The 26,827-nt window shown below is 66.3% G+C and carries 25 protein-coding genes; 17 read left to right on the forward strand and 8 right to left on the reverse strand.

Annotated features, from left to right (window positions below):
* Positions 1–15 precede the first annotated feature (15 nt).
* Both sulA and lexA read right to left on the reverse strand, forming a co-directional pair.
* Positions 16–483: an SOS-induced cell division inhibitor SulA gene (gene sulA, locus BM198_RS06190; protein ID WP_074968605.1), complete on the reverse strand. Its 468-nt coding sequence runs from the start codon at positions 481–483 to the stop codon at positions 16–18.
* Between the two features lie 11 nt (positions 484–494).
* Complete coding sequence (gene lexA / locus BM198_RS06195) at positions 495–1,103, reverse strand: transcriptional repressor LexA (RefSeq protein WP_044405045.1); 609 nt, start codon at positions 1,101–1,103, stop codon at positions 495–497.
* A 236-nt stretch (positions 1,104–1,339) separates the two neighbouring features.
* Here lexA and BM198_RS06200 point away from each other — a divergent pair, with 236 nt between their 5' ends.
* The 4 genes from BM198_RS06200 to BM198_RS06215 are packed head-to-tail and all read left to right on the forward strand — an operon-like array spanning position 1,340 to position 4,370.
* The gene (locus BM198_RS06200; RefSeq protein WP_074968607.1) at positions 1,340–2,047 is read left to right on the forward strand and encodes a TetR/AcrR family transcriptional regulator; all 708 of its coding nucleotides are present in this window, start codon (positions 1,340–1,342) and stop codon (positions 2,045–2,047) included.
* A 43-nt stretch (positions 2,048–2,090) separates the two neighbouring features.
* Positions 2,091–2,612: a L,D-transpeptidase gene (locus BM198_RS06205; RefSeq protein ID WP_074968609.1), complete on the forward strand. Its 522-nt coding sequence runs from the start codon at positions 2,091–2,093 to the stop codon at positions 2,610–2,612.
* A gap of 11 nt (positions 2,613–2,623) precedes the next feature.
* Positions 2,624–3,622: a beta-N-acetylhexosaminidase gene (gene nagZ, locus BM198_RS06210; RefSeq protein ID WP_074968611.1), complete on the forward strand. Its 999-nt coding sequence runs from the start codon at positions 2,624–2,626 to the stop codon at positions 3,620–3,622.
* Positions 3,623–3,632: 10 nt separating this feature from the next.
* On the forward strand, positions 3,633–4,370 hold the full coding sequence (locus BM198_RS06215) for an S-methyl-5'-thioinosine phosphorylase (protein ID WP_074968613.1): 738 nt from the start codon (positions 3,633–3,635) through the stop codon (positions 4,368–4,370).
* A 29-nt stretch (positions 4,371–4,399) separates the two neighbouring features.
* Here the strand turns inward: BM198_RS06215 and BM198_RS06220 are convergent, their stop codons facing one another.
* From BM198_RS06220 to mfd, 3 genes are all read right to left on the reverse strand, one after another.
* Entirely contained in the window at positions 4,400–6,925 is a 2,526-nt protein-coding gene (locus BM198_RS06220; RefSeq protein ID WP_455709725.1) for a DEAD/DEAH box helicase, read from the reverse strand.
* Between the two features lie 117 nt (positions 6,926–7,042).
* Positions 7,043–7,567, reverse strand: coding sequence for a CsiV family protein (locus BM198_RS06225; RefSeq protein WP_074968618.1), 525 nt, complete (start codon positions 7,565–7,567; stop codon positions 7,043–7,045).
* An 11-nt stretch (positions 7,568–7,578) separates the two neighbouring features.
* Positions 7,579–11,031, reverse strand: coding sequence for a transcription-repair coupling factor (gene mfd, locus BM198_RS06230; protein WP_074968620.1), 3,453 nt, complete (start codon positions 11,029–11,031; stop codon positions 7,579–7,581).
* A gap of 133 nt (positions 11,032–11,164) precedes the next feature.
* On the opposite strand from mfd, the gene BM198_RS06235 reads away from it, so the two are divergent.
* The 11 genes from BM198_RS06235 (at position 11,165) to sthA (ending at position 22,976) form a co-directional block, all read left to right on the forward strand.
* On the forward strand, positions 11,165–12,631 hold the full coding sequence (locus tag BM198_RS06235) for a glyceraldehyde-3-phosphate dehydrogenase (RefSeq protein WP_074968622.1): 1,467 nt from the start codon (positions 11,165–11,167) through the stop codon (positions 12,629–12,631).
* A gap of 94 nt (positions 12,632–12,725) precedes the next feature.
* Entirely contained in the window at positions 12,726–14,117 is a 1,392-nt protein-coding gene (locus BM198_RS06240) for an amino acid permease (protein ID WP_074968624.1), read from the forward strand.
* A gap of 270 nt (positions 14,118–14,387) precedes the next feature.
* A complete protein-coding gene (locus BM198_RS06245) occupies positions 14,388–15,725 on the forward strand; it encodes a Na(+)-translocating NADH-quinone reductase subunit A (RefSeq protein ID WP_074968626.1) in 1,338 nt (445 codons plus the stop codon).
* 1 nt (position 15,726) lies between these two features.
* Positions 15,727–16,938 (forward strand): NADH:ubiquinone reductase (Na(+)-transporting) subunit B, encoded by a 1,212-nt coding sequence (locus BM198_RS06250; RefSeq protein ID WP_074968627.1) that lies wholly within the window; start codon positions 15,727–15,729, stop codon positions 16,936–16,938.
* A complete protein-coding gene (locus BM198_RS06255) occupies positions 16,931–17,719 on the forward strand; it encodes a Na(+)-translocating NADH-quinone reductase subunit C (protein WP_074968629.1) in 789 nt (262 codons plus the stop codon). The genes BM198_RS06250 and BM198_RS06255 overlap by 8 nt, the downstream gene beginning before the upstream one ends.
* Entirely contained in the window at positions 17,716–18,390 is a 675-nt protein-coding gene (locus tag BM198_RS06260) for an NADH:ubiquinone reductase (Na(+)-transporting) subunit D (protein WP_172433032.1), read from the forward strand. Before BM198_RS06255 ends, BM198_RS06260 begins: the two co-directional genes overlap by 4 nt.
* Positions 18,390–18,998: an NADH:ubiquinone reductase (Na(+)-transporting) subunit E gene (gene nqrE / locus BM198_RS06265; RefSeq protein ID WP_021219522.1), complete on the forward strand. Its 609-nt coding sequence runs from the start codon at positions 18,390–18,392 to the stop codon at positions 18,996–18,998. Before BM198_RS06260 ends, nqrE begins: the two co-directional genes overlap by 1 nt.
* 9 nt (positions 18,999–19,007) lie before the next feature.
* Positions 19,008–20,234 carry an NADH:ubiquinone reductase (Na(+)-transporting) subunit F gene (gene nqrF / locus BM198_RS06270; protein ID WP_074968631.1) on the forward strand — a complete coding sequence of 409 codons (1,227 nt, stop codon included), beginning with the start codon at positions 19,008–19,010 and terminating at the stop codon, positions 20,232–20,234.
* The gene (locus tag BM198_RS06275; RefSeq protein WP_074968633.1) at positions 20,227–21,234 is read left to right on the forward strand and encodes an FAD:protein FMN transferase; all 1,008 of its coding nucleotides are present in this window, start codon (positions 20,227–20,229) and stop codon (positions 21,232–21,234) included. The genes nqrF and BM198_RS06275 overlap by 8 nt, the downstream gene beginning before the upstream one ends.
* A gap of 2 nt (positions 21,235–21,236) precedes the next feature.
* Positions 21,237–21,464, forward strand: a complete 228-nt coding sequence (gene nqrM / locus BM198_RS06280) for a (Na+)-NQR maturation NqrM (protein ID WP_044404977.1) — start codon at positions 21,237–21,239, stop codon at positions 21,462–21,464.
* Positions 21,465–21,581: 117 nt separating this feature from the next.
* Positions 21,582–22,976: a Si-specific NAD(P)(+) transhydrogenase gene (gene sthA / locus BM198_RS06285; protein WP_044404974.1), complete on the forward strand. Its 1,395-nt coding sequence runs from the start codon at positions 21,582–21,584 to the stop codon at positions 22,974–22,976.
* 223 nt (positions 22,977–23,199) lie between these two features.
* On the opposite strand, the gene BM198_RS06290 is transcribed toward sthA, so the two are convergent.
* From BM198_RS06290 to BM198_RS06300, 3 genes are read right to left on the reverse strand one after another with little or no spacing between them, the layout of a single operon-like run.
* The gene (locus BM198_RS06290; protein ID WP_044404971.1) at positions 23,200–23,919 is read right to left on the reverse strand and encodes a glycerophosphodiester phosphodiesterase; all 720 of its coding nucleotides are present in this window, start codon (positions 23,917–23,919) and stop codon (positions 23,200–23,202) included.
* Entirely contained in the window at positions 23,916–24,209 is a 294-nt protein-coding gene (locus BM198_RS06295) for a phosphodiesterase (protein WP_074968635.1), read from the reverse strand. The genes BM198_RS06290 and BM198_RS06295 overlap by 4 nt, the downstream gene beginning before the upstream one ends.
* A 4-nt stretch (positions 24,210–24,213) precedes the next feature.
* A complete protein-coding gene (locus BM198_RS06300; RefSeq protein ID WP_074968637.1) occupies positions 24,214–24,795 on the reverse strand; it encodes a PilZ domain-containing protein in 582 nt (193 codons plus the stop codon).
* A gap of 96 nt (positions 24,796–24,891) precedes the next feature.
* Here BM198_RS06300 and BM198_RS06305 point away from each other — a divergent pair, with 96 nt between their 5' ends.
* Positions 24,892–26,142: a lipoprotein-releasing ABC transporter permease subunit gene (locus BM198_RS06305; RefSeq protein WP_074968639.1), complete on the forward strand. Its 1,251-nt coding sequence runs from the start codon at positions 24,892–24,894 to the stop codon at positions 26,140–26,142.
* Position 26,143: 1 nt separating this feature from the next.
* The gene (gene lolD, locus BM198_RS06310) at positions 26,144–26,827 is read left to right on the forward strand and encodes a lipoprotein-releasing ABC transporter ATP-binding protein LolD (RefSeq protein WP_167368454.1); all 684 of its coding nucleotides are present in this window, start codon (positions 26,144–26,146) and stop codon (positions 26,825–26,827) included.

Raw genomic sequence — 26,827 nt, forward strand, 5'->3', positions numbered from 1 at the left:
TAAGCAGGGCCCTGGCTATCCGAGATGGATGTTCAGGCTCTGTGCATTGCCTTCCCGTGCGGCCCTGATGAGGGCGTCCTTGTCCCGAGCGCTGAGTGAAAGCCAGCTTACGACAGTGTGGCTGCGCCCCAGTCGGAGGGCTTCGCATGCCAATTCCAGAGCGTCCTTGCCGCCTCGGGGTTCGAGCAGGAGGATACGCTCACGGTTGAGTCCCGCATCTCGCAGCCAGGCCTGATTAAGAGTGGCGGGTGCTCCGATGAGGGTGAGCCAGCGGGCGTCCTGTTCTTCGCTCAGCTCCCTCAGCATCGGGGCCAGCAGGTGGCGGCAATGGAGTGGGCTGCCTCGCAATGTGAGTTCGCTGAAGGCCTCGCTTTCCGCTTCCAGGGGAGCCTCGGGCTCCAGCAGGTCGTGAAGTGGTGTTGCGACGATGGCGTCGTGGAAGAGGGGCAGTTGGATGCGGCCGATCGGTTGCGAGAACTGCATGACGCCTCCTGTTAGCGGCGAATGACGCCGACGCTCAAGCCTTCGATCACCAGTTCCTGCTCGTGCAGGTCGACTTCGATCGGAGAGAATTCGGGGTTTTCGGCGATCAGCCAGACCTTGTCGCCTTCGCGTTTGAAACGCTTGACCGTCACTTCGTCGCCCAGTCGTGCTACCACCACCTGGCCGTTGCGGGCCTCGCGAGTGGAGTGGACGGCCAGGAGGTCGCCATCGAAGATTCCGATGTCCTTCATGCTCATGCCGCGTACGCGCAGCAAATAGTCGGCCTTGGGGTGGAAGAAGTCGGGGTTGATGCGGCAGGATTCTTCGATGTTCTGCTGGGCAAGGATAGGTGCACCTGCAGCGACTCGACCGATCACGGGCAGTCCACCTTCCTCGGCTGCCGGCTCGAATCCGGGGATGCGAATACCGCGGGAAGCCCCCGGAGTCATCTCGATGGCGCCCTTGCGTGCCAGGGCCTTGAGGTGTTCCTCAGCGGCGTTGGGCGACTTGAAGCCGAGCTCCTGGGCAATTTCCGCCCGGGTCGGCGGATAACCGTTGTCTTCCAGGCAGCGCTTGATGAACGCGAGAATCTCGGCTTGGCGGGGCGTCAGTTTCAGCATGTCGGGCTCTGTCTTTTTATACAGTGACTGGTGTTTTATACAGTGCCTCGAGTGGGCCTACAAGTATTTTCTGAAGACCCTGCCTGCCATTCGGCGGTGTGCCGGATGAGGTTTCGCCCCGGCTGCGTAAGATGTCCTCCGGCGTGACCCATGCGTCAGAAGGTGGTGAGTGCGACTTGACAAAGGCAGGGTCTGAAACGTATGTTTCAAACAAGTGTTTGTCAGGTGGGGGAACCATGGCTCAGTCGGAAACCGTCGAACGCATCCTCGATGCAGCGGAACAGTTGTTCGCGGAGAAAGGCTTCGCCGAAACCTCCTTGCGTCTGATCACCAGCAAGGCCGGGGTCAACCTGGCGGCGGTGAATTATCACTTCGGTTCGAAGAAAGCCCTGATCCAGGCGGTCTTCTCGCGCTTCCTCGGGCCGTTCTGCCAGAGCCTGGAGCGTGAGCTCGACAAACGCCAAGGCAAGTCTGAAACGCCGCCCTCTCTGGAGGAGCTGCTGGTGATGCTCGTGGAGCAGGCGCTGGCGGTAAAGCCTCGCAGTGGCAACGACCTTTCCATATTCATGCGCTTGCTCGGGCTTGCCTTCAGTCAGAGTCAGGGTCACCTGCGCAAGTACCTCGAAGAGGTGTATGGCAAGGTGTTCCGTCGCTACATGCTGCTGGTCAACGAGGCGGCGCCTCGGTTGCCGCCTCTTGAGATCTTCTGGCGTGTCCACTTCATGCTGGGGGCTGCGGCGTTCAGCATGTCCGGCATCAAGGCGCTGCGGGCCATGGCCGAGACCGACTTCGGTGTGAACACCTCCATCGAACAGGTCATGCGCCTGATGGTCCCGTTCCTCGCGGCGGGCATGCGCGCCGAAACGGGTCTGGCCGACGAGGCCCTGTCCAAGGCCGTGCTGAAGCCCAGGGCAAAGCCCGCTCCTGCATCCGGCAAGGCCTGACGCCGGTGGGCGAGGGCGGCGGGATCAGCTAAGCTAGCCGCCCATGTCCGACCTCGATCTACTCCATATCTCCATTGCTGATCAGCGCCTCTACGGCTTTGCTGCTGGACGCCTGCTGGTCAGTTACCCCGTGTCGACCGCTCTCAATGGCCCCGGTGAGCTCAGTGGTTCCAACTGCACACCCCGTGGTCTCCACGAAGTGCGGGCCAGGATTGGTGCCGATCTTCCGTTGAATGCCGTTTTGCGCGGACGTCGCTGGACCGGTGAGGTCTGGTCCGAAGCGCTGCACGAACAGTTCCCCGGGCGTGACTGGATCCTCTCTCGCATCCTCTGGCTGAGTGGGCGGGAGCCCGGCTTCAACCGCCTGGGCAAGGTCGACAGCATGCGTCGCTACATCTATATCCACGGCACGCCGGATACCGAGCCCATGGGCGTCCCGCGTTCCCACGGCTGCGTGCGCATGCTCAACGCCGACCTGCTGGAACTCTTTCCCCGCGTACCCGTCCACTGTGCGGTGCGCATCGATGAAGCGCCCAAGCCCGAGTGGGCGGCGCCCAACCCCTGACAAGGAACCCCATGCAAGGCTCCCTGATGCTGGACATCGGCGGCACCTGGCTGACTGCCGAAGACCGCCACATCCTGCGCCAGCCCGAAGTGGCCGGCCTGATCCTGTTCGCCCGCAATATCGAGGACCCGCGCCAGGTACGTGACCTGTGTGCCGCGATTCGCGCCGTACGCCCCGACCTCATCCTCGCCGTCGACCAGGAGGGCGGCCGGGTGCAGCGCCTGCGTCGCGGCTTCGTGCGCCTGCCGGCGATGCGCGCCCTGGCCGATACGCCCAATGCCGAGGCCCTGGCCGAGCAATGCGGTTGGCTGATGGCGACCGAAGTGCTGGCCGCCGGCCTGGACCTCAGCTTCGCCCCGGTGCTGGACCTGGATCACCAGCGCAGCGCCGTGGTGGGCAGCCGTGCCTTCGAGGGCGATCCTCAGCGCGCCACAGACCTGGCCGGTGCCTTCATCAAGGGCCTGCGTGCTGCAGGCATGGCGTCCACCGGCAAGCACTTCCCCGGTCACGGCTGGGCGGAAGCCGACTCCCACGTCGCCATCCCCACGGATGAGCGCAGCCTGGAGCAGATCCGTGCGGTCGACCTCGTGCCCTTCACCCGCCTGGCGTCCGAGCTGGACGGCATGATGCCCGCCCACGTCATCTACCCCCAGGTCGATGCCCAGCCCGCCGGTTTCTCGCGTCGCTGGCTGCAGGACATCCTGCGCGGCGAGCTGAAGTTCACCGGGGTGATCTTCAGCGACGACCTCTCCATGGCCGGGGCCCATGTGGTGGGTGATGCCGCCGAGCGCATCGAGGCCGCGCTGAACGCAGGTTGCGACATGGGCCTGGTGTGCAACGACCGCGCTGCCGCCGAGCTGGCCCTGTCGCGTCTGCAGCGCCTGGGCGTGACCCCATCCCCGCAACTGGCCCGCATGCGCCGTCGTGCCTTCCCGGGCACCGAATACCGTCAAGACCCGCGCTGGCAGGCCGCTGTGGGTGCCCTGCGCGAAGCCCAGCTGATCGACTGAAGGAAGCGACATGACCGTTTACGCGATTATCGGTGGTACCGGCCTGACCCAACTGGACGGCCTCAGCATGAAGGCCCTGCTCAATCCCGAGACGCCCTACGGCGCGCCGTCCGCAGGGATCGTGCAGGGCGAGTACGCCGGTCGTGAGGTGCTCTTCCTCGCCCGTCACGGCCACCCGCACCGCATTCCGCCGCACCAGGTCAACTACCGCGCCAACCTCTGGGCGCTGAAGCATGCCGGGGCCGAGGCGGTCATCGCCGTCAACGCCGTTGGCGGCATCACCGCCGGGATGGGCACCGGGCAACTGGTGGTGCCGCATCAGGTGATCGACTACACCCAGGGGCGCATCGGCACCTTCTTCGAGGGCGAACTGGACCACGTCACCCACATCGACTTCAGCCACCCCTACGACGAACCGCTGCGGCAGAAGCTGCTCGATGCCCTGCGTCGCGCCGGCCACGCCCACAGCGATTACGGCGTCTATGGCTGCACCCAGGGCCCGCGCCTGGAGACGGTCGCCGAGATTGCCCGCATGGAGCGCGATGGCTGCGACATCGTCGGCATGACCGGCATGCCCGAAGCCGCCCTCGCGCGCGAGCTGAACCTGCCCTATGCCGCCCTCTCCCTGGTGGTCAATCCGGCAGCCGGCAAATCCACCAGCATCATCACCATGGCCGAGATCGAGGCCGCGCTCGCGGCGGGTATCGGCAAGGTGCGCGAAACCCTGTCCATCCTGCTGAAGGCGTGACCGATGCCTGGCCCGGGCGGTAACCCGGGTCAGGCGTGGGGGAGGGGCGCGAACAGCGCGTCGATGTCTTCCTCGCGCAGGTGCCAGTCGCTGCCGGCCGGCGCGCTCAGCACGCTTTGCGCCAGGTCGGCCTTGCGCTGCTGCAGCTGCTGGATCTTCTCTTCCACCGTGCCCCGGGCGATCAGCTTGTAGACGAACACCGGCTTGTCCTGGCCGATGCGGTAGGCGCGGTCAGTGGCCTGGCGTTCGGCTGCCGGATTCCACCAGGGGTCGAAGTGGATCACCGTGTCGGCCTGGGTCAGGTTCAGCCCGGTGCCGCCGGCCTTGAGGCTGATGAGGAACAGTGGCACCTCGCCGGTCTGGAAGCGCTCCACCGGCGTGCGCCGGTCGCGGGTCTCGCCGGTCAGCAGCAGGTAGTCGATCTGGCGCGTCTGCAATTCGCCCTCGATCAGTTCCAGCATGCTGGTGAACTGGGAGAACAGCAGCACTCGCCGGCCTTCCATGAACAGCTCCTCGAGCATCTCCATCAGGCTGTCCAGCTTGCCCGAGGTGCTGCCGCGTACCTCACGCTCCGGCTCCACCAGGCGCAGGTCGCAGCAGGTCTGGCGCAGCTTGAGCAGGGCTTCGAGGATCACCATCTGGCTGCGGGCCATGCCCTTGTGCTCGATTTCCGAACGCACCTTCTGGTCCATCGCAAGGCGCACGGTCTCGTAGAGGTCGCGCTGGGCCTCGCTCAGTTCCACCCAGTGGATCATCTCGGTCTTGGCCGGCAGTTCGGTCGCCACCGACTCCTTGGTGCGCCGCAGCATGAAGGGGCGGATGCGACCGTTCAGGTGGGCCAGGCGTTCGTTGTCGGCGTGCTTCTCGATGGGGGTGCGGTAGTCGCGGGCGAACTGCTTGGCATCGCCCAGCCAGCCGGGCATCAGGAAGTGGAACAGCGACCACAGTTCGCCCAGGTGGTTTTCCAGCGGCGTGCCCGACAGGCACAGGCGCTGGCGGGCCTGCAGCTGGCGCACGGCCTGGGCGGCCTTGCTGGTGGCGGTCTTGATGTTCTGCGCCTCGTCCAGCACCAGCAGGTGCAGTGGCTGCTCCTTCCATTGCGGCAGGTCGCGGGGCAGCAGGGCGTAGGTGGTGAGCAGCAGGTCGTGGTCGGCCAGGTGCTCGAAGTCCTTGTGCCGGTTGGGGCCATGCAGCGCCAGGACCTTCAGGTCCGGGGCGAAGCGCGCGGCCTCGTCCTGCCAGTTCGGCACCAGGCTGGTGGGCATCACCACCAGGGCGGGACGGTCCAGCCGGCCGGCCTCCTTCTCGGTGAGGATGTGCGCCAGGGTCTGCAGGGTCTTGCCCAGGCCCATGTCGTCGCCCAGCACTCCACCGGCGTCCAGCTCGCGCAGGGTCTGCAGCCAGGCCAGGCCCTGGAGCTGGTAGGCGCGTAGCTCGGCCTTCAGTCCCTTGGGCGTGGGGTGGCTGCCGTGACGGCTGTCCCGCAGGCGTTCGGCGAAGGTGCGCAGGCGCTCGCCGCCTCGCCAGGCCAGGCCGAGGGACTCCAGTTGGTCGAGCCGTGCAGCGTCCGGCAGTCCGAGCCGCAGGCTGCGGCCCTCGCCGCGATCCCGCAGGAACAGCTCGCCCAGCGTGCCGAGCAGGGGCTTGAGGCGGCCGTAGGGGAGGGCGACCTGCAGGGGCCGCCCGGTCTCGCTGCTCAGCGTGTCGAGCTGGAGGCGCAACTGGTCGTCGTCCTTGCGTCGCTGAAGGACCTTGGCGCTGAGCAGCTTGGGGTTGTCCCGGATCAGCTTGAGCAACACCGGCAGCAGGCTGATGCGTTGCCCTTCCACGAGGATGCCCAGCTCCAGGTCGAACCACTGCTGGCCCGGTTGCTCGTCCACCTCGGCATACCAGCCATCCACCGGGGTGAGGTCGAAGTGGAAACCGGGGCGGATCTCGATCAGCCAGCCCTCGTCGCGCAACTGCGGCAGCTGCAGCTGGACGAAGCGCTGCCAGGCCTCGTCGTCGGGCAGCTCGAACAGTTCCAGAAGGTCCCCCGGCAGGGCCTGGCTCTGCCGCAGGGATTCCTTGAAGCCCAGTTGCCGCAGGCGCTCGCGCAGCGTTTCCTCGGCCTGGGGGTTGCGCTGCATGGCCACCAGTTCGCCATCCTGCCGGCGCCTGACCGGGTTGGCGCGGGTGTTCTTGCCGTGGACCACCGCCCCTGCATAGTCGAAGGCCAGCCCGGCGCGGTGCTGCTGGTTGCCCACCATGCGGCCGCTGCGCAGGTCATAGAGGCTCTGGGCCAGGCTGCCCAGGGCCAGGTGCGGACGTGGCGGGATGTCTTTCAGCAGCCGGGGTGCGCGCGCCGGTGCCGGGGTGACGGGCTCCGGCCGTGCGGCCGGCGGGCCGTCGGACAGCAGCTGGAGGATGGCGGCGACGCAGTGCTTGCAGTTCAGGCCGACCGGGCAGGTGCAACGACCGATCACCCCGAGCCCATGGGGCGCGAGGCGGATCGTCTGCAGGTAGGGCGTCTCGGCGGAGCCTGCGCAGCTGGCCAGCAGCTGCGTCTCGTCCATGGCCCGCAGGCGCGCTTTCCGCTGTTGGGCGTAGCGGGCGCCGCGGTCGAGCGCGCCCTGGTCGAAGTCCTGGCGCCAGTCTTCCTGGCGCAGGTGTTCGAGCAGGGTGGGCATGGGTCAGAGCGGGTTGACGCGGATCAGGATGCCCAGGCTGGAGTGGTCGAGGTAGGTCAGCTCGCCGCTCTTCAGGCGGGTGCCCTGCTTGATGCGCTCACTGCCGCTGAGCAGGCCGCTGGCGTCGAAGCGGTTGACCCAGAAGTCAACGGACACGTCGGTGAAGCGACCCTGGCTCAGCTCCACGGTGCCTTCTACCGGGAAGTGGCCGAGCTGGCCGTCGCCGGTGGTGACCGCCACCTTGCTCGGGGTGGCGCCAATGCTCTGGGACCAGGCCTTGTGCAGCAGCACCTGGTAGCCGGCGCCCGGGTTGAGGCGGGCGGCTTCGTTGTTCAGGTTGGTGGCGCGCTCGCCGACGCTGGACAGGGTCTGGCTGCCGTTGGCCCAGTCATCCGGGGCGTTCTGGCTGGCCGGGACCGGCTCGCCGGCCTGGCGGAAGAGGATCATCTCCACCTGGTAGAGCCCGTCGGCGAAGGCGCTGGGGGCCACCAGGGCGAGCAGCAGGGTGATGAAACGGAACGCACGCATGGATCAGTCCTTTAAGCGGATTGCGGAACGAGGCGCTCGAACAGCGCCTCCAGTGTGTTGAAGCGTTCTTCCGGTCGCTCCATCGGGACCAGGAAGCGGAACTGGGTGGCGCCTTCGAACTTGTAGCGCTTGGGCTGGCCCTGGATCAGCTTGATCAGCACCAGCGGGTCGACGCAGGTGTCGGCGGCGAATTCTATCCGACCACCTTGGGGGCCGGCGTCGACTTTCTTGATGCCGAGCTTCTCCGCCTGCAGCTTGAGCAGGGTGAGGCGTACCAGGTTCTTGGTGGGCTCGGGGAGCAGGCCGAAGCGGTCGATCATTTCCACCTGCAGCTCCTTCAGGCCGTCCTCGTCGGCGGCCGAGGCGATGCGCTTGTAGAGGATCAGCCGTGCGTGCACGTCGGGCAGGTAGTCCTCGGGAATCAGTGCCGGCACCCGCAGGTTGATTTCCGGCCCGCCGCCCAGGGGTTGCTCCAGGTTGGGCTGCTCGCCCTTCTGGATGGATTTGACCGCGCGTTCGAGCATTTCCATGTACAGGGTGAAGCCCACGGCCTGGATCTGCCCGCTCTGGCCCTCGCCCAGCAGTTCGCCGGCGCCGCGGATCTCCAGGTCATGGGTGGCCAGCACGAAGCCGGCCCCCAGGTCCTGGGCGTTGGCGATGGCTTCCAGGCGCTTCTGGGCGTCCTCGGTCATCTGCTTGCGCGGCGGCGTCAGCAGGTAGGCGTAGGCCTGGTGGTGGCTGCGGCCGACGCGGCCACGCAGCTGGTGCAGCTGGGCCAGGCCGAACTTGTCGGCGCGCTCGATGATGATGGTGTTGGCGCTGGGCACGTCGATGCCGGTCTCGATGATGGTGGAGGCCACCAGCACGTTGAAGCGCTTGTGGTAGAAGTCGCTCATCACCTGTTCGAGCTCGCGCTCGTGCATCTGCCCGTGGCCGATGCCGATACGGGCCTCGGGCACCAGTTCGGCGAGGTCGGCGGCGCACTTCTCGATGGTCTTGACCTCGTTGTGCAGGTAGTAGACCTGCCCGCCCCGCAGCAGCTCGCGCAGCAGGGCCTCCTTGATCACCGTGTTCTGCTGCTCCATCACGAAGGTGCGCACCGACAGGCGGCGCGCCGGCGGGGTGGCGATGATCGACAGGTCGCGCATGCCGGCCACGGCCATGTTCAGGGTGCGCGGGATCGGCGTGGCGGTGAGGGTGAGGATGTCCACCTCGCTGCGCAGGGCCTTGAGCTGCTCCTTCTGGCGCACGCCGAAGCGGTGTTCCTCGTCGATGATCACCAGGCCCAGCTGCTTGAAGCGGATGTCGCCCTGCAGCAGGCGGTGGGTGCCGATGACGATGTCCACCTTGCCTTCGGCCAGTTCGTTGGCGGCGCCTTCCACTTCCTTGGCGGTCTTGAAGCGACTCATCACCTCCACGCGCACCGGCCAGTCGGCGAAGCGGTCACGGAAGCTGTTGTAGTGCTGCTGGGCGAGGAGGGTGGTGGGCACCAGCACCGCCACCTGCTTGCCGCTGTGCACGGCGACGAAGGCCGCGCGCATGGCCACTTCGGTCTTGCCGAAGCCCACGTCGCCGCAGACCAGGCGGTCCATCGGCTTGGGCGCCAGCATGTCGGCGACCACGGCCTCGATGGCGGCCTGCTGGTCCGGGGTTTCCTCGAAGGGGAAGCCGGCGGAGAAGGTGGCGTAGTCAGCCAGCGGGTCCTTGAAGGCATAGCCTTTTCGCGCGGCGCGGCGGGCGTAGATGTCCAGCAGCTCGGCGGCGACGTCGCGCACCTGTTCGGCAGCCTTGCGCTTGGCCTTCTGCCAGGTTTCCGAGCCCAGGCGGTGCAGCGGTGCCAGGGCGTCATCGGTGCCGGTGTAGCGGGCGATCAGGTGCAGGCTGGCGACCGGTACGTAGAGCTTGGCTTCCTCGGCGTACTGCAGGGCGAGGAATTCGGCGGCCTGGCCTTCGATCTCCAGGGTGATCAGGCCGAGGTAGCGGCCCACGCCGTGGTCGATGTGCACCACCGGTGCGCCTTCGCGCAGCTCGGCGAGGTTCTTGATGACGTTGTCGCCACCGTCGCTGCGGCGTTCGCGGCGACGGCGCTGCATGACGCGCTGGCCGAACAGCGGGCTTTCGGCGACCAGTGCCAGGGCCGGCTCGTCCAGCAGCAGGCCCTCGTCCAGCGGGGCGATGGTGATGGCCAGGCGCTCGCTGCTGGCGACGAACTCCGGCCAGCCGGCGACTTCCTGCGGGCGCAGCTTGAGCCGGGCGAGCAGTTCCAGCAGCACTTCGCGGCGGCCGGCCGATTCGGCGCTGAACAGCACGCGGCCGGGAAACTCCTCCAGGAAGCGGCGCAGGGCGGCCAGCGGCTCGCTGGCCTTGCCTTCGATGGCGAGGTCGGGCAGGGCGCGGGTGGGGAAGCGCTCGCGGCCCACGCCGGGCGCCAGGTCGCTGGGGTCGGCCACCACGCGGGGTGAGGCCTTCAGCCGGGCGAAGCAGTCCTCCACCGGCAGGAACAGGTCGGCCGGCGGCACCAGCGGGCGCTCGGGGTCGACGCGGCGCTCTTCATAGCGGCTGCGCACGTCGCTCCAGAACTGCTCGGCGGCCTGTTCGATGCCGGGCAGGGAGAACACCTGGGTGTTGCCGGGCAGGTAGTCGAAGAGCGTCTCGGTCTCCTCGAAGAACAGCGGCAGGTAGTACTCGATGCCGGCCGGGGTGATGCCGCTGGCCAGGTCCTGGTAGATCGGGCAGCGGCGGAAGTCGACGTCGAAGCGCTCGCGGAAGCGGCCGCGGAAGTCGGTGACCGCCTTCTTGTCCAGCGGGAACTCGCGGGCCGGCAGCAGGCGGATCGACTCCACCTTGTCCACCGAGCGCTGGGTTTCCGGGTCGAAGGTGCGCAGGGTCTCGATCTCGTCATCGAACAGGTCGATGCGGTAGGGCAGGTCGCTGCCCATGGGGAACAGGTCGATCAGCGCGCCGCGCACGGCGAACTCGCCGTGCTCGTAGACCGTTTCCACGCAGCGATAGCCGGCCCCTTCCAGGCGCAGGCGCATCTGCTCCACGTCCAGCTTCTGGCCCACGTCCAGCACCAGGCTCGAGCCCAGCAGGAAGCGCCGGGGCGGCAGGCGGTGCAGGGCGGTGGTGATCGGCACCACCAGCACGCCATGGTCCAGTTCCGGCAGGCGATAGAGGCTGGCCACCCGCTGGGAAATGATGTCCTGGTGGGGGGAGAACAGGTCGTAGGGCAGCGTTTCCCAGTCCGGGAAGTGCAGCACCGGCAGGTCCGGGGCGAAGAAGCCCAGTTCCTGCTCCAGGCGTTCGGCGCTCTGGCTGTCGGCGGTCAGCAACAGGGTGAAGCGTCGGGCAGCGCTCGCCGCTTCGGCGATGGCCAGGCCGAGGGCCGCACCGTTGAGGTTGCCCCACTGCTGCTTGCCGCTGGCGGTGGGGAGGGTCGGGAGACGCAGGACGGAGGCGGGCAAAAGGGGGCTCCGGTCGGAATTCGAACCGGGCGATTGTAACTATCCCGACCGTTGGATGTCAGTCTTGCGACGGCTGCAGATTGCCGGCGCTTGCGCGCGTCGTCATAATGTAGCCCCTTTTTTCATCCCCTACATGTGGAAGGTACTGCCCGTGACTCAGAAGCCCGACCAGTGTCTCGGTGAATGGATCGATCGTGAAGCCCTCGCGGAAGCGATGATTCCGCTGATCGGCCAGCTCTATCGCAACAACAACGTGGTCACCTCGATCTATGGTCGCGGCCTGATCAACCGTTCCGTGATCGACATCCTGAAAGCCCACCGTTTCGCCCGCCACCGCCAGGCCGACGAAGCCGAGCTGTCGGTCCACGACACCTTCCCGATCCTGAAGGCCATGAGCGAGCTCAAGCTGGGCGCCGCTTCCGTCGACCTGGGCAAGATGGTCGCCAAGTTCAAGGCCGAGGGTGCCGGTCGCAGCCTCGAGCAGTTCACCAAGGACGAGCTGGCCGAGCTGGTCGGCAAGCAGAACGGCGCTGCCCGTGAAGGCACCGACGTCGTCCTCTACGGCTTCGGCCGCATCGGCCGCCTGCTGGCGCGCATCCTCATCGAGAAGACCGGTGGCGGCGACGGCCTGCGCCTGCGCGCCATCGTCGTCCGCAAGGGCGCCGAGAACGACCTGGTCAAGCGCGCCAGCCTGCTGCGTCGCGACTCCGTGCACGGTCCGTTCGACGGCACCATCGTCATCGACGAGGAGAACAACACCCTCACCGCCAACGGCAACCTGATTCAGGTGATCTACTCCAACGATCCCGCCTCGGTCGACTACACCGCCTACGGCATCAAGAACGCCCTGCTGGTGGACAACACCGGCAAATGGCGTGACGCCGAGGGCCTGAGCCAGCACCTGAAGTGCCCGGGTATCGACCGCGTGGTCCTCACCGCTCCCGGCAAGGGCGCGCTGAAGAACATCGTCCACGGCATCAACCACGGCGAAATCACCGCCGACGACAAGATCATCTCCGCTGCCTCCTGCACCACCAACGCCATCGTGCCGGTGCTCAAGGCCGTGAATGACAAGTTCGGCATCGCCAACGGCCACGTCGAGACCGTTCACTCGTACACCAACGACCAGAACCTGATCGACAACTTCCACAAGGGCAGCCGCCGTGGCCGCAGCGCCGCGCTGAACATGGTGATCACCGAGACCGGTGCCGCCACCGCAGCCGCCAAGGCCCTGCCGGTGCTGAAAGGCAAGCTGACCGGCAACGCCATCCGCGTGCCGACCCCGAACGTCTCCATGGCCATCCTCAACCTGAACCTGGAGAAGGCCACCACCCGCGACGAGATCAACGAGTACCTGCGCCAGATGGCCATGCACTCCGACCTGCACAAGCAGATCGACTACGTCTCCTCCCAGGAAGTGGTTTCCACCGACTTCGTCGGCTCCCGCCATGCTGGCGTGGTGGATGCCGAAGCCACCATCTGCAACGACAACCGTGTCGTCCTCTATGTCTGGTACGACAACGAGTTCGGCTACAGCTGCCAGGTGGTCCGCGTGATGGAAGACATGGCTGGGGTCAACCCGCCGGCCTTCCCGCGCTAAGTCGCTGGTCCGTGAAAACGGGAGCTCTCGGGCTCCCGTTTTTCATTTTTCCGGCTGTAATCGCTAGACCCCTCCCTTCTTTTCGGAACTCCTGATGGACGGACAACAGCAGCACGCCGGCTCGCTCAAGCGCGGGCTGGAAAACCGCCATATCCAGTTGATCGCCCTGGGTGGCGCCATCGGCACCGGCCTGTTCCTCGGCTCCGCCGGGGTGCTCAAGTCCGCCGGGCCGTCGATGATCCTCGGCTACGCCATCGCCGGCTTCATCGCCTTCCTGATCATGCGCCAACTGGGCGAGATGATCGTCGAGGAGCCCGTGGCGGGCTCCTTCAGCCACTTCGCCCACAAGTACTGGGGCGGCTACGCGGGCTTCCTGGCCGGCTGGAACTACTGGGTACTCTACGTCCTGGTGGGCATGGCCGAGCTGACCGCCGTGGGCAAGTACATCCAGTTCTGGTGGCCCGACGTGCCCACCTGGGTGACGGCAGCGGTGTTCTTCGTGCTGATCAACGTGATCAACCTGGCCAACGTGCGGGTCTTTGGGGAGACGGAGTTCTGGTTCGCCCTGATCAAGGTGGTGGCGATCATCGGCATGATCATCCTCGGCCTCTACCTGCTGGTCTCCGGCACCGGCGGCGAGCAGGCCGCGGTGAGCAACCTCTGGAGCCATGGCGGGTTCTTCCCCAATGGCCTGGAAGGGCTGGTGATGGTCCTGGCGATCATCATGTTCTCCTTCGGGGGCCTGGAGCTGGTGGGCATCACCGCCGCCGAGGCCAGCGAGCCGAAGAAGGTGATCCCCAAGGCGATCAACCAGGTCATCTACCGCATCCTGATCTTCTACATCGGCGCCCTCAGCGTGCTGCTGATGCTGTATCCCTGGGATAAGCTGCTGGAAACCCTGAACGCCGCCGGCGACCCCTACAGCGGCAGCCCCTTCGTGCAGATCTTCTCGCTGATCGGCAGTGACACCGCCGCCCACCTGCTGAACTTCGTGGTGCTGACCGCCGCGCTGTCGGTCTACAACAGCGGCGTGTACTGCAACAGCCGCATGCTCTACGGCCTGGCCGAGCAGGGCGATGCGCCGAAGGCGCTGCTCAAGGTCAACCGCCGTGGCGTGCCGGTGCTGGCCATTGGCGTGTCCGCACTGATCACCCTGCTCTGCGTATTGGTGAACTACCTGGCGCCCAAGCAGGCGCTGGAACTGCTGATGGCGCTGGTGGTGGCGGCCCTGGTGATCAACTGGGCGATGATCAGCCTGTCGCACTTGATGTTCCGCAAGTCGCTGCAGCGCCAGGGCATCGAGCCGTTCTTCAAGTCGCTCTGGTACCCCTTCAGCAACTACCTGTGCCTGGCCTTCGTGGCGCTCATCCTGGGCGTGATGCTGCTGATCCCGGGCATCAACGTGTCGGTCTACGCCATTCCGTTCTGGCTCGCATTTATTGCGATTTGTTACTGGGTCAGGCGCTCCACCGGGGCGCGCCGGTAAAACCTGAAACGGGGGCCTCGGCCCCCGTTTTTCATGGTATGGCGGGCGGTGACCATTCGTCCGCACGCTGACTTCCAGTTGCCCGAGTCGCTCTAACAGTCGGAAATTTCAGGACTTTCAGTGGCCGCTTGGGAAGTCGCCTCTTTATAATGCGCGGTTTTCGTCCCGAGGCTCTGCCGCGTGCCGGCATATGTGCCGGTGCCTGCCTGGCGTTTGGCGGCTACTGTTCGACACCGGGACGAAACCCTTCTCAAGGTTCAGGCGAGAGACATGACAAGAATCAGACGGGGGTTGGACCTGCCCATCGCAGGCCAGCCTGAGCAGCGCATCGAGGCTGCACGCGCCGTGCGTAGCGTGGCCGTGATCGGCTTCGACTACCACGGCATGAAGCCCACCATGCAGGTGCAGGTCGGGGACCGGGTGAAGCTGGGCCAGGCCCTGTTCGCCGACAAGAAGAACCCCGGCGTGCTCTTCACCGCCCCGGCGGCGGGCGTGGTCTCGGCCATCCACCGCGGCGAGCAGCGTGTGCTGCAGTCGGTGGTGATCGATGTGGACGGCGACGACGAAGTCGTCTTCGACACCTGCCCGGACAACGCCCTGGATGCCCTTGATCCCCAGGCCGTGCGGGACAACCTGCAGCGTTCGGGCCTCTGGGCCGCACTGCGCACGCGCCCGTTCAGCCGGGTGCCGGCCGTCGATGCCGTACCCAGTTCGATCTTCGTGACCGCCCTCGATACCCACCCGCTGGCCGCCGACCCGCAGCCGATCATTGCTGTCCATGCCGCCGACTTCGAGCGCGGTCTCAAGGTGCTGGCGCGTCTGGGCCGGGTGTTCCTGTGCAAGGCCGACGGGGCCAGCCTGCCGGGTGAGCAGTTGACCGGCGTGCGCGCCGAGTCCTTCTCCGGTCCGCATCCGGCCGGTCTTCCGGGCACCCACATCCACTTCCTCGACCCGGTCAGCGCCACCAAGAGCGTCTGGCACATCGGCTACCAGGACGTGATCGCCATCGGCAAGCTGTTCGCCACCGGCCGCCTGTGGGTCGAGCGTGTCGTGTCCCTGGCCGGCCCGGTGGTGGAGAAGCCGCGCCTGCTGGCCACCCGCCTGGGTGCGAGCCTCGACGAGCTGACCGCCGGCGAACTCAAGCCCGGCGTCAACCGCGTGGTGTCCGGCTCCCTGCTGGGCGGGCGCACCTCCCGTGGCGCCTGCGCCTACCTGGGGCGCTACCACCTGCAGGTGTCCTGCCTGGCCGAAGGCAATGACCGCGAGCTGCTGCACTACCTGCGCGCCGGGGTGAACAAGCACTCGGTGCTGAACATCTTCGTCTCCAAGCTGATGGCGGCCCGTCGGTTCTCCTTCAGCACCAGCACCAACGGCAGCCCGCGCGCCATGGTGCCGGTGGGCAACTACGAGGCGGTGATGCCGCTGGACATCCTGCCCACCCAGTTGCTGCGCTACCTCATCGTCGGCGACACCGAGATGGCCCAGAAGCTGGGCTGCCTGGAACTGGACGAGGAAGACCTGGCGCTGTGCAGCTACGTCTGCGCCGGCAAGTACGAGTACGGCCCCATCCTGCGGGACAACCTCAACCGCATCGAGAAGGAGGGCTGACATGGGCCTGCGCAAATTCCTCGACCGGATCGAGCACAACTTCGAACAGGGTGGCCGCTTCGAGAAGTGGTACGCCCTGTACGAAGCGATCGACACCTTCTTCTACCGGCCGGCCAACGTCACCCGGACCACGGCCCACGTGCGCGATGGCATCGACCTCAAGCGCATGATGATCACCGTGTGGCTCTGCACCTTCCCGGCAATGTTCTTCGGCATGTGGAACGTCGGCTACCAGGCCAACCTGGTGTTCGCCCAGAGCCCGGACCTGCTGGCCGCCCAGGACGGCTGGCGGTTCGCGCTGATCGGCAGCCTGGCGGGTTTCGACCCCAACAGCCTGTGGGACAACGTCATCCAGGGCGCTGCCTGGTTCCTGCCCATCTACGCCGTGACCTTCATCGTCGGCGGCTTCTGGGAAGTGCTGTTCGCCGCCATCCGCCGTCATGAAGTGAATGAAGGTTTCTTCGTCACCTCCGTGCTCTTCGCCCTCACCCTGCCGCCGAGCATCCCGCTGTGGCAGGTGGCCCTGGGCATCAGCTTCGGCGTGGTGCTGGGCAAGGAAGTGTTCGGCGGCACCGGCAAGAACTTCCTCAACCCCGCCCTGGTGGGCCGTGCCTTCCTGTTCTTCGCCTACCCGGCGCAGATTTCCGGTGACGCCGTGTGGACGGCGGTGGACGGCTTCGCCGGCGCCACCTCCCTGAGCCTGGGCGCTGCCGGTGGCGTGGAGAACATCGTCGGTCACGGCATCACCTGGATGGACGCCTTCCTCGGCACCATCCACGGCTCCATCGGCGAGACCAGCACCCTGGCCATCTTCATCGGCGGCGGCGTGCTGCTGCTGACCCGCATCGCCGCCTGGCGCATCGTCGCCGGCGTGATGCTGGGCATGATCGCCACCAGCACGCTGTTCAACACCATCGGTTCCGACACCAACCCGATGTTCGCCATGCCCTGGTACTGGCACCTGGTCCTCGGCGGCTTCGCCTTCGGCATGATGTTCATGGCCACCGACCCGGTGTCCGCCTCCATGACCAACACCGGCAAGTGGCTGTTCGGCGCGCTGATCGGCCTGATGGTGGTGCTGATCCGCGTGGTCAACCCCGCCTTCCCGGAGGGCATGATGCTGGCGATCCTCTTCGCCAACCTCTGTGCACCGCTGATCGACCACTTCGTCGTCCAGGCCAACATCAAGCGGAGGCTGGCACGCCATGGCTAACCAGAAGGAATCCACGATCCGCACCCTGCTGGTGGCCCTGGTGGTCTGCCTGGTGTGCTCCATCTTCGTTGCCGGCGGGGCGGTGGCCCTCAAGCCGGTGCAGGTGGAGAACCGCGAGCTGGACAAGCAGCGCAGCATCCTCTCCATCGCCGGCCTCGGCCAGCCGGGCATGTCCGCCAGCGAAGTGAAGGCGCTCTATGCCGAGCGCATCACCGCCAAGGTGGTGGACCTCTCCAGCGGCGAGTACAGCGACGCCATCCAGGCCGCCGGCTTCGACCCGCTGAAGGCCGCCAAGGACCCGAAGCTCTCCGACGCCCTGCCGGGTGACCAGGACATTGCCTCCATCAAGCGCCGCGAGCGCTTCACCACCGTCTACCTGGTGGAGAAGGACGGCCAGCTGGACACCCTGATCCTGCCGGTGCGCGGCTACGGCCTGTGGTCGACCCTGTACGGCTTCCTCGCCCTCAAGGGCGACCTCAACACCGTGGTCGGCCTGGGCTTCTACCAGCACGGCGAGACGCCCGGCCTCGGCGGCGAGGTGGACAACCCGAAATGGAAGGCGCTGTGGAACGGCAAGAGCCTGTTCGATGAGCAGGGCCAACTGGCCATCCAGATCATCAAGGGCAGCGTCGAGCCCGGCTCGCCCAACGCCAGCCACCAGGTCGACGGCCTGGCCGGCGCCACTCTGACCAGCAAGGGCGTCAACAACCTGCTGCATTTCTGGCTCGGCAAGAACGGCTTCGGCCCCTTCCTGGCCAAGCTGAACAACGGGGAGGCATGAACATGGCGCAACCCACGATCCGCTCGGTCCTGCTGGACCCGATCCTGCACAACAACCCCATCGGCCTGCAGATCCTCGGCATCTGCTCGGCCCTGGCGGTCACCTCCAACCTGAAGACCGCGCTGGTGATGTCCATCGCCCTGACGCTGGTGACCGGCTTCTCCAACCTGTTCATCTCGATGATCCGCAGCCAGATCCCCAGCTCGATCCGCATGATCGTGCAGATGGTGATCATCGCCTCGCTGGTGATAGTGGTGGACCAGGTGCTCAAGGCCTATGCCTTCAGCCTGTCCAAGCAGCTCTCGGTGTTCGTCGGCCTGATCATCACCAACTGCATCGTGATGGGCCGCGCCGAAGCCTTCGCCATGGCCAATCCGCCCGTGCTGTCGTTCTTCGACGGCATCGGCAACGGCCTGGGCTACAGCGCCATGCTCATCGTCCTCGGCGTGATCCGCGAGCTGTTCGGCTCCGGCAAGCTGCTGGGCTACGAGATCCTCCCGGTGATCAACGACGGCGGCTGGTACCAGCCCAACGGGCTGTTGCTGCTGCCGCCCTCGGCCTTCTTCCTCATCGGCCTGATCATCTGGGCCCTGCGCAGCTGGAAGACCGAGCAGAAGGAAGCCCCGTCCTTCAAGATCGCGCCCCAGGTATCCAACAAGGAGGCCTACTGATGGAGCACTACATCAGCCTGTTCGTGAAGGCGGTGTTCGTCGAGAACATGGCCCTGGCCTTCTTCCTCGGCATGTGCACCTTCATCGCCATTTCCAAGAAGGTGGAAACCGCCATCGGCCTCGGCATCGCCGTGATCGTGGTGCAGGCCATCACCGTGCCGGCCAACAACCTGCTCTACACCCTCCTGCTCAAGGATGGCGCGCTGGCCTGGGCCGGCCTGCCGGACGTGGACCTGTCGTTCCTCGGCCTGCTCAGCTACATCGGGGTGATCGCCGCCATCGTGCAGATTCTCGAGATGCTGCTCGACAAGTACGTGCCCTCGCTCTACAACGCCCTCGGCGTGTTCCTGCCGCTGATCACGGTGAACTGCGCCATCATGGCCGGCTCGCTGTTCATGGTGGAGCGCGACTACAACCTGGGCGAGAGCGTGGTCTACGGCGTCGGCTCCGGCTTCTCCTGGGCCCTGGCCATCGCGCTGCTCGCCGGCATCCGCGAGAAGCTCAAGTACAGCGATGTACCCGAGGGCCTGCAGGGCCTGGGCATCACCTTCATCACCATCGGCCTGATGTCGCTGGGCTTCATGTCCTTTTCGGGCGTCCAGCTGTAAGGAGACGACATGCCGAGTTTCGAAATCTTCCTCGCCATTGGCATGTTCACCGCCATCGTCCTCGCGCTGGTGGTGATCATCCTCGCCGCCCGCGCCAAGCTGGTGTCCAGCGGCGACGTGAACATCGTGATCAACCGCGAGCGCACCATCACCGTCCCGGCCGGCGGCAAGCTGCTGCAGACCCTGGCGGCGCAGAACATCTTCCTCTCCTCGGCCTGCGGTGGCGGCGGTACCTGCGCCCAGTGCAAGTGCGTGGTGGAGAGCGGCGGCGGCGAGATGTTGCCCACCGAGGAGTCCCACTTCACCCGCCGCCAGGCGAAGGAAGGCTGGCGCCTGTCCTGCCAGACCCCGGTGAAGCAGGACATGCACATCGAGGTGCCCGAAGAGGTCTTCGGGGTGAAGAAGTGGGAATGCACGGTGGAGTCCAACCCCAACGTCGCCACCTTCATCAAGGAGCTGACCCTGCGCCTGCCGGAAGGGGAGAGCGTGGACTTCCGCGCCGGTGGCTACGTCCAGCTGGAGTGCCCGCCCCACGAGGTGCACTACAAGGACTTCGACATCCAACCCGAGTACCGAGCCGACTGGGACAAGTTCAACCTCTGGAAGTACGTCTCCAGGGTCGACGAGACCGTCATCCGCGCCTACTCCATGGCCAACTACCCGGATGAGAAGGGCATCGTGAAGTTCAACATCCGCGTGGCCTCGCCGCCGCCGGGCAAGGACGAGATCCCGCCGGGCAAGATGTCCTCCTGGGTGTTCAACCTCAAGCCGGGCGACAAGGTCACCGTGTATGGCCCCTTCGGCGAGTTCTTCGCCAAGGAGACCCAGGCCGAGATGGTCTTCATCGGTGGCGGCGCGGGCATGGCGCCCATGCGCTCGCACATCTTCGACCAGCTCAAGCGCCTGGGCTCCCAGCGCAAGATCAGCTTCTGGTACGGCGCGCGCTCCCTGCGTGAAGCCTTCTATACCGAGGAGTACGACCAGCTGGCCGCCGAGAACCCGAACTTCCAGTGGCACCTGGCGCTGTCCGACCCGCAGCCCGAGGACAACTGGACCGGCTACACCGGCTTCATCCACAACGTGCTGTTCGAGAACTACCTCAAGGACCACCCGGCGCCCGAGGACTGCGAGTTCTACATGTGCGGCCCACCGATGATGAACGCCGCCGTGATCAAGATGCTGCTGGACCTGGGCGTCGAGCGCGAGAACATCCTGCTGGACGACTTCGGTGGTTAGACCCGTTGCCCTGCTGCTTTCGGCCAGCTTCCTGCTGGCCGGTTGCGGCGACTCCCTGGAGCAGTTCGGCGGCCCGACCATGGGCAGCAGCTACTCGGTGAAGTACGTGCGCAACGCGTCCGGGCCCTCCGTGGAGCAAGCGCGGGGCGAAGTGGAGGGCATCCTCGCCGAGATCGACCGGCAGATGTCCACCTACCGTGCCGACTCCGACGTGGAGCGTTTCAACGCCCTGCCGGCGGGCAGCTGCATGGCCCTGCCAGCGCCCATGCTGGAGCTGGTGGCCTTTGGCGACAGCCTGTCCGCACAGAGCGATGGCGCCTTCGACATGACCCTGGAGCCGCTGCTCAACCTCTGGGGCTTCGGCCCGCAGTCGCGCGGGGACCAGGTGCCCAGCGCCGAGGCCATCGCCGCGGCCCGGGCCGATGTCGGCCACCAGCACCTCAAGCGCCAGGGCGACCAACTGTGCAAGGACGCCGCCGTTCAACTGGACTTCAACGCCATCGCCGCCGGCTATGCCGTGGATCGCGTCAGCGCGCGGCTGGGCGAGCTGGGCGTGACCAGCTCGCTGGTGGAAATCACCGGGGAGATGAAGGCCGTCGGCCACAAGCCCGACGGCAGCCCCTGGCGCGTGGCCATCGAGGCGCCGCGCGACGACCGCCAGGTGGCGCAGAAGATTGTTGCATTGCAGGACATGGGCATTTCCACCTCAGGCGACTATCGCAACTACTTCGAACGGGGTGGACAGCGGTATTCTCACACCCTCGATCCCACCAGCGGCGCACCCATCACCCATCACCTGGCAGCGGTCACGGTCATCGACCCGTCGGCCCTGCGTGCCGATGGACTGTCTACGCTGTTGATGGTGCTCGGTCCCGAGGCCGGCCTGGCGTTTGCCGACCGCCACGACATCGCGGCGTTCTTCGTCACCCGTGAAGGCACGGGCTTCGCCACCCGCGGCAGCCGCCGCTTCGAGCAACTGTTCCCCACGGAGGCGCACTGAACATGACCTGGCTACTGGTCTTCCTGATCATGCTGCTGGTGGTGCTGGGCATGGCTATCGGCGTGATCATGGGGCGCAAGCCCATCGCCGGTTCCTGCGGCGGCATCGCCAACCTGGGGATCGAGAAGGAATGCTCGATCTGTGGCGGCAATCGCGAAAAGTGCGAAGAGGTGAATCGCGCTGGCGATGTAGTGGACGCGGAACTCGCCTACGACGCGACCAAGCGCTAATGTGCAGCGCCATGCAGTGTGACTAAGCTGCGCGCCGAATTCGAATTGCCACGGCCGCTGGTGCCGTGGCCCTGCCGGGGGCGCTGACGATCCCCGGTCCGTGTATGAGGAGTAAGCATGGCTGTCTACAACTACGACATCGTGGTGCTGGGTTCCGGCCCGGCGGGTGAGGGTGCGGCAATGAACGCCGCCAAGGCGGGCCGCAAGGTCGCCGTGGTGGACAGCCGCCGCGAAGTCGGCGGCAACTGCACCCACCTGGGCACCATCCCTTCCAAGGCCCTGCGTCACTCCGTCCGACAGATCATGCAGTTCAACACCAACCCGATGTTCCGCCAGATCGGCGAGCCGCGTTGGTTCTCCTTCCCCGACGTGCTCAAGAGCGCCGAGAAGGTCATCGCCAAGCAGGTGGCCTCGCGCACCGGCTACTACGCCCGCAACCGCATCGACACCTTCTTCGGCACCGGCAGCTTCCATGACGAGCAGACCATCGAAGTGGTGTGCCTGAACGGCGTGGTGGAGCGCCTGGTGGCCAAGCAGATCATCGTCGCCACCGGTTCGCGCCCCTACCGCCCGGCCGACGTCGACTTCACCCACCCGCGCATCTACGACAGCGACACCATCCTCAGCCTGACCCACACCCCGCGCCGGATCATCATCTACGGAGCCGGGGTGATCGGCAGCGAATACGCCTCCATCTTCAGTGGCCTGGGCGTACTGGTGGACCTGATCGACAACCGCGACCAGCTGCTCAGCTTCCTCGACGACGAGATCTCCGACGCCCTCAGCTACCACCTGCGCAACAACAACGTGCTCATCCGTCACAACGAGGAGTACGAGCGCATCGAAGGGGTGGACAACGGCGTGGTCCTGCACCTGAAGTCCGGCAAGAAGATCAAGGCCGACTGCCTGCTGTGGTGCAACGGCCGTACCGGCAACACCGACCGCCTGGGCCTGGAGAACATCGGCATCAAGGTCAACAGCCGTGGCCAGATCAGCGTCGATGAGCACTACCGCACCGAAGTCAGCAACGTCTACGCCGCCGGTGACGTGATCGGCTGGCCGAGCCTGGCCAGTGCCGCCGCCGACCAGGGCCGCTCCGCTGCCGGCAGCGCCGTGGAGAACGACAGCTGGCGCTTCGTCGACGACGTGCCCACCGGCATCTACACCATCCCCGAGATCAGCTCCATCGGTAAGAACGAGAAGGAACTGACCCAGGCCAAGATTCCCTACGAAGTCGGCAAGGCCTTCTTCAAGGGCATGGCCCGCGCGCAGATCGCCGTGGAGCCGGTGGGCATGCTGAAGATCCTGTTCCACCGCGAGACCCTGGAAGTGCTCGGCGTGCACTGCTTCGGCTACCAGGCCTCGGAGATCGTCCACATCGGCCAGGCGATCATGAACCAGAAGGGTGAGGCGAATACCATCAAGTACTTCATCAACACCACCTTCAACTACCCGACCATGGCGGAAGCCTATCGGGTGGCGGCGTTCGACGGCCTCAACCGGCTTTTTTGAGCGGCACCGGCCGGGCGCCTGAACCGGCCGGGGAGGACCCTCTCGGGGATCCGGCCAACTGGCATTGGCCTAATCGCGAGAGCTTCTGATCAGGCAGCGCTCATGAAAAAACCGGCCCAGGTGGCCGGTTTTTTCGTTTCTGCCGTGCGCAGTAAGGTGGGCTTCAGCCCACCGCCTGCCCAGGCCTTGCGTAGCCCGGGCTTCAGCCCGGGAGCCAGGGTATTCAACGCGGCAGCGTACTCACCGCCACGCCGGGGAAGTCGGTGATGATGCTGTCGACACCGAAGTCCGCCAGGCGGCGCATCAGGGCCGGCTCGTTTACCGTCCACACCGATACGTGCAGCCCCTGCTTCTGGGCGCGCAGCAGGCGCTCCGGGGTGCACAGGGTCCAGTTCAGCGCCAGCAGGTCGCAGCCGTGGTGGGCGGCGACCTTCAGCGGGTCGAGCCAGGCATATTCCGCCACCAGCCCACGGGAGAGCTTCGGCGTCAGCCGGTTCAGCGCGCGGAGTACCTCGCGGGAGCTGGAGGTGACCGTCACCTTGTCCATCAGCCCGTAGCGCTCCGCCAGTTCCTGGATCGCCAGCACGGTACGCGCGGCGCGTACGCGGGAGGCGCTCTTCACCTCCAGCTGCCAGTGCTCGAAGTCGCAGCGCTCGAACAGCTCGGACAGGCGCGGGATGGGACAGGGGCTGACCCAGCCCGGGCCGCCCAGGCGCGCGTCGTACTTCACCAGCTCCTCGGCATCGTGCTCCACCACCTTGCCGCGGCGGCCGGTGGTGCGCTTGAGGGTCGGGTCGTGGATCACCATCAGTTCGCCGTCGCGGGACAGGTGCAGGTCCAGCTCGCAACGCTTGACGCCGTGGGACAGGCACTGCTGGAAGCTGGCCAGGGTGTTTTCCGGGCATTCGCCCTTGGCGCCGCGATGGCCGTAGATCAGGGTCACTGGGAAACCTCGGGGTTGCGGGGTTGGTGGTGGCGGACGCTGTCGATCACGCGGCCGCTTTCGAAATAGACGGAGAACTCACGGTAGTCCCAGCGGGCGATCGGCGGCTTGCCGACCGCCGGGTGCTCCTCGTCCGGGAGGCCGAAACGCTCCAGCACGGCGCGCTGCGACTCACCGCGCGCAGGCAGCGGGGTGCCGCTGTCGCCTTGCTGGCCCAGCGGGATTTCCAGGGTGTCAGCGAGGGCGGGGAGGGGCAGGGCGAGGCAGAGCAGGAGCAGCAGACGCGACATGGATTCATCCTGAAGATGGGCGTTGGCGGGCCAGGCGACGGGCCTGGGCCTGTTTCTGCAGGATATGCCGGGCCAGCAACTGGCGCTGTGCGTCAGTCAGCGCTTCGAATTCGGTGCCCAGTTCGTACTGGCCGTCCTCGCGCGGTTTGCAGTGGATCACCACCGCACGCAACAGCAGGCCGAGCGCCTGGGGCATCAGCACCATCTTGATTGCCAGGTGGGTGCCTTGATCGAACGGCTGTGCCGTGACGAAGCCCACGCCACCTTCGGACAGCGTCACCTGCCGGGGCGGGCCGATGTCGCGCATCAGGCTCTGGGCCACCGCCTGGCCCAGCAGGTCGATACGCTTGTTGATCACCTTCAGGTAGCTGGCCAGGGTACGGTCGCGCTCGGCGATGTGGCGCAACAGGTGCTGGGACTCGAAGTCCATCAGGTGCAGGTCGCTGAGCAGGTTGAACAGCGGGGACGGGTCCTGGAGGGCTTCGCCAGCCTGCGCCTGGGCACTGGAAAGCGGCGTGAATTCCAGTGCGATCGTATCTTCGATACGGTAGTATTCGCGGCGGTCATCTGCGTCTTGTGTCGACATGGCGAACCCATGGCTGCAGGGGTGGTCAGAGTGTAAAGCTGCTCGCCGGGCCCCGCCACAAGGACGTTCCTTTCTTCGCAAGCGAACCTTTTTTCTATGTTCAGACCGCTGCCCCTGTTCATCGGCGCCCGTTACACGCGCGCCAAGCGTCGCAGTTACTTCGTCTCGTTCATCTCCCTGACTTCCATGATCGGCCTCGCCCTCGGCGTGCTGGTGATGATCCTCGTGCTGTCCGTGATGAACGGCTTCGACCGGGAGATGCGCGAGCGCGTGCTGGGCATGGTGCCCCACGCCACCATCGAATCCGCCGTGCCGATCAACGACTGGCAGGCCCTCGCCGCGCAGGTACGGCAGCAGCCGGGCGTCGCCGCCGTGGCGCCCTACATCCAGATGCAGGGCCTGCTGACCAGCAATGGCCAGGTGCAGAAGGTGCTGGTCAATGCGGTGGACCCGGACCTCGAAGGCGCCGTGTCGATCATCGGCAACTTCATGCAGCAGGGCAGTATCCAGGACCTGCGCCCGGGCGAGTTCGGCATCGTCATCGGCGACCGCGCCGCCGCCAAGCTGGGCGTGACGATGGGCGACAAGGTCACCATCGTGCTGCCCGAGGTCTCGGTGACGCCGGCCGGGGTCTTCCCGCGCATGAAGCGCTTCACCGTGGTCGGCCTGTTCCATGTCGGCGCCGGTGAACTGGACGGCTTCCTGGCGCTGACCAACCTGCAGGACACCGCCCGTCTGCACCGCTGGAAACCCGAGCAGGTGCAAGGGCTGCGGCTGAAGCTGGACGACCTGTTCCAGGCACCGCAGATCGCCTGGCAGATCGCCGGGCAGCTCAAGGGCGAGGACTTCTACGCCCGCGACTGGACCCGCACCCACGGCAACCTCTACCAGGCCATCGGCATGGAGAAGACCATGATCGGCCTGTTGCTGCTGCTGATCGTCGCCGTGGCCGCCTTCAACATCATCTCCACCCTGGTGATGGTGGTGACCGACAAGAAAGGCGACATCGCCATCCTCCGTACCCTCGGCGCCACGCCGGGGCAGATCATGGGCATCTTCATGGTCCAGGGCACGGTGATCGGCGTGGTCGGCACCGCCATCGGCTGCGTGCTGGGTGTGCTCGCCGCCCTCAACATCAGCGCCGCCATCGAAGGCCTGGAGCGCCTGATCGGCCACAAGTTCCTCAGCGCCGAGGTGTACTTCATCGACTACCTGCCCTCCCAGCTCAAGCTGGAGGACGTGGTCCTGGTCTGCGGCGCTGCCCTGATCCTGAGTTTCTTCGCCACCCTTTACCCGGCCTGGCGTGCCTCCCGCACCCAGCCTGCTGAGGCGCTTCGTTATGAGTGACGTGAAAGACCGCGCGGTGCTGAGCTGCCGCAACATCGCCAAGAGCTACGAGGAAGGCCCGCAGTCCGTGCAGGTGCTCAGCAGCGTCGAACTGGAGCTGAACCCCGGCGAGCGCGTGGCCATCGTCGGCAGCTCCGGCTCCGGCAAGAGCACCCTGCTGAACATGCTCGGCGGCCTCGATGTACCGACCACCGGCAGCGTCTGGCTGGCCGGCGAAGAGCTCTCCGCCCTCAACGAGCGCGCCCGTGGCCTGCTGCGCAACCGCGCCCTCGGCTTCGTCTACCAGTTCCATCACCTGCTGCCGGAGTTCACCGCCCTGGAGAACGTCTGCATGCCGCTGCTGATCGGCCGCACGCCGATCGCCGAGGCCCGCCAGCGTGCCACCGCGCTGCTGGAGCGCGTCGGCCTAGGCCACCGCCTGACGCACAAGCCGGCGGAGCTCTCCGGTGGCGAGCGCCAGCGCGTCGCCATCGCCCGGGCCTTGGTCAACAACCCGGCGCTGGTGCTGCTCGACGAGCCCACAGGCAACCTCGACCAGCACACCGCCCAGGGCATCCAGGAACTGATGCTGGAGCTGAGCCAGTCGTCGCGCACCGCCTTCCTGGTGGTCACCCACGACCCGCAACTGGCTCGGCAGATGGACCGCGTGCTGCGCCTGGAAGACGGCCGGCTGGTGGCTGCCTGA

Source organism: Metapseudomonas otitidis, assembly GCF_900111835.1.
Classification (GTDB): Bacteria; Pseudomonadota; Gammaproteobacteria; order Pseudomonadales; family Pseudomonadaceae; genus Metapseudomonas; species Metapseudomonas otitidis.

Excerpts from the sequence above, each read along its gene's own strand:
- nqrE (WP_021219522.1), top strand. The coding sequence starts at position 18,390 with ATGGAGCACTACATCAGCCTGTTCGTGAAGGCGGTGTTCGTCGAGAAC.
- nqrM (WP_044404977.1), top strand. The coding sequence starts at position 21,237 with ATGACCTGGCTACTGGTCTTCCTGATCATGCTGCTGGTGGTGCTGGGC.
- BM198_RS06255 (WP_074968629.1), top strand. The coding sequence starts at position 16,931 with ATGGCTAACCAGAAGGAATCCACGATCCGCACCCTGCTGGTGGCCCTG.
- BM198_RS06295 (WP_074968635.1), bottom strand. The coding sequence starts at position 24,209 with ATGTCGCGTCTGCTGCTCCTGCTCTGCCTCGCCCTGCCCCTCCCCGCC.
- nagZ (WP_074968611.1), top strand. The coding sequence starts at position 2,624 with ATGCAAGGCTCCCTGATGCTGGACATCGGCGGCACCTGGCTGACTGCC.
- BM198_RS06200 (WP_074968607.1), top strand. The coding sequence starts at position 1,340 with ATGGCTCAGTCGGAAACCGTCGAACGCATCCTCGATGCAGCGGAACAG.
- nqrF (WP_074968631.1), top strand. The coding sequence starts at position 19,008 with ATGCCGAGTTTCGAAATCTTCCTCGCCATTGGCATGTTCACCGCCATC.
- BM198_RS06220 (WP_455709725.1), bottom strand. The coding sequence starts at position 6,925 with ATGGACGAGACGCAGCTGCTGGCCAGCTGCGCAGGCTCCGCCGAGACG.
- lexA (WP_044405045.1), bottom strand. The coding sequence starts at position 1,103 with ATGCTGAAACTGACGCCCCGCCAAGCCGAGATTCTCGCGTTCATCAAG.
- BM198_RS06225 (WP_074968618.1), bottom strand. The coding sequence starts at position 7,567 with ATGCGTGCGTTCCGTTTCATCACCCTGCTGCTCGCCCTGGTGGCCCCC.
- BM198_RS06300 (WP_074968637.1), bottom strand. The coding sequence starts at position 24,795 with ATGTCGACACAAGACGCAGATGACCGCCGCGAATACTACCGTATCGAA.
- BM198_RS06245 (WP_074968626.1), top strand. The coding sequence starts at position 14,388 with ATGACAAGAATCAGACGGGGGTTGGACCTGCCCATCGCAGGCCAGCCT.
- BM198_RS06240 (WP_074968624.1), top strand. The coding sequence starts at position 12,726 with ATGGACGGACAACAGCAGCACGCCGGCTCGCTCAAGCGCGGGCTGGAA.
- BM198_RS06205 (WP_074968609.1), top strand. The coding sequence starts at position 2,091 with ATGTCCGACCTCGATCTACTCCATATCTCCATTGCTGATCAGCGCCTC.
- BM198_RS06250 (WP_074968627.1), top strand. The coding sequence starts at position 15,727 with ATGGGCCTGCGCAAATTCCTCGACCGGATCGAGCACAACTTCGAACAG.
- BM198_RS06215 (WP_074968613.1), top strand. The coding sequence starts at position 3,633 with ATGACCGTTTACGCGATTATCGGTGGTACCGGCCTGACCCAACTGGAC.
- sthA (WP_044404974.1), top strand. The coding sequence starts at position 21,582 with ATGGCTGTCTACAACTACGACATCGTGGTGCTGGGTTCCGGCCCGGCG.
- sulA (WP_074968605.1), bottom strand. The coding sequence starts at position 483 with ATGCAGTTCTCGCAACCGATCGGCCGCATCCAACTGCCCCTCTTCCAC.
- BM198_RS06235 (WP_074968622.1), top strand. The coding sequence starts at position 11,165 with ATGTGGAAGGTACTGCCCGTGACTCAGAAGCCCGACCAGTGTCTCGGT.
- BM198_RS06260 (WP_172433032.1), top strand. The coding sequence starts at position 17,716 with ATGAACATGGCGCAACCCACGATCCGCTCGGTCCTGCTGGACCCGATC.
- BM198_RS06305 (WP_074968639.1), top strand. The coding sequence starts at position 24,892 with ATGTTCAGACCGCTGCCCCTGTTCATCGGCGCCCGTTACACGCGCGCC.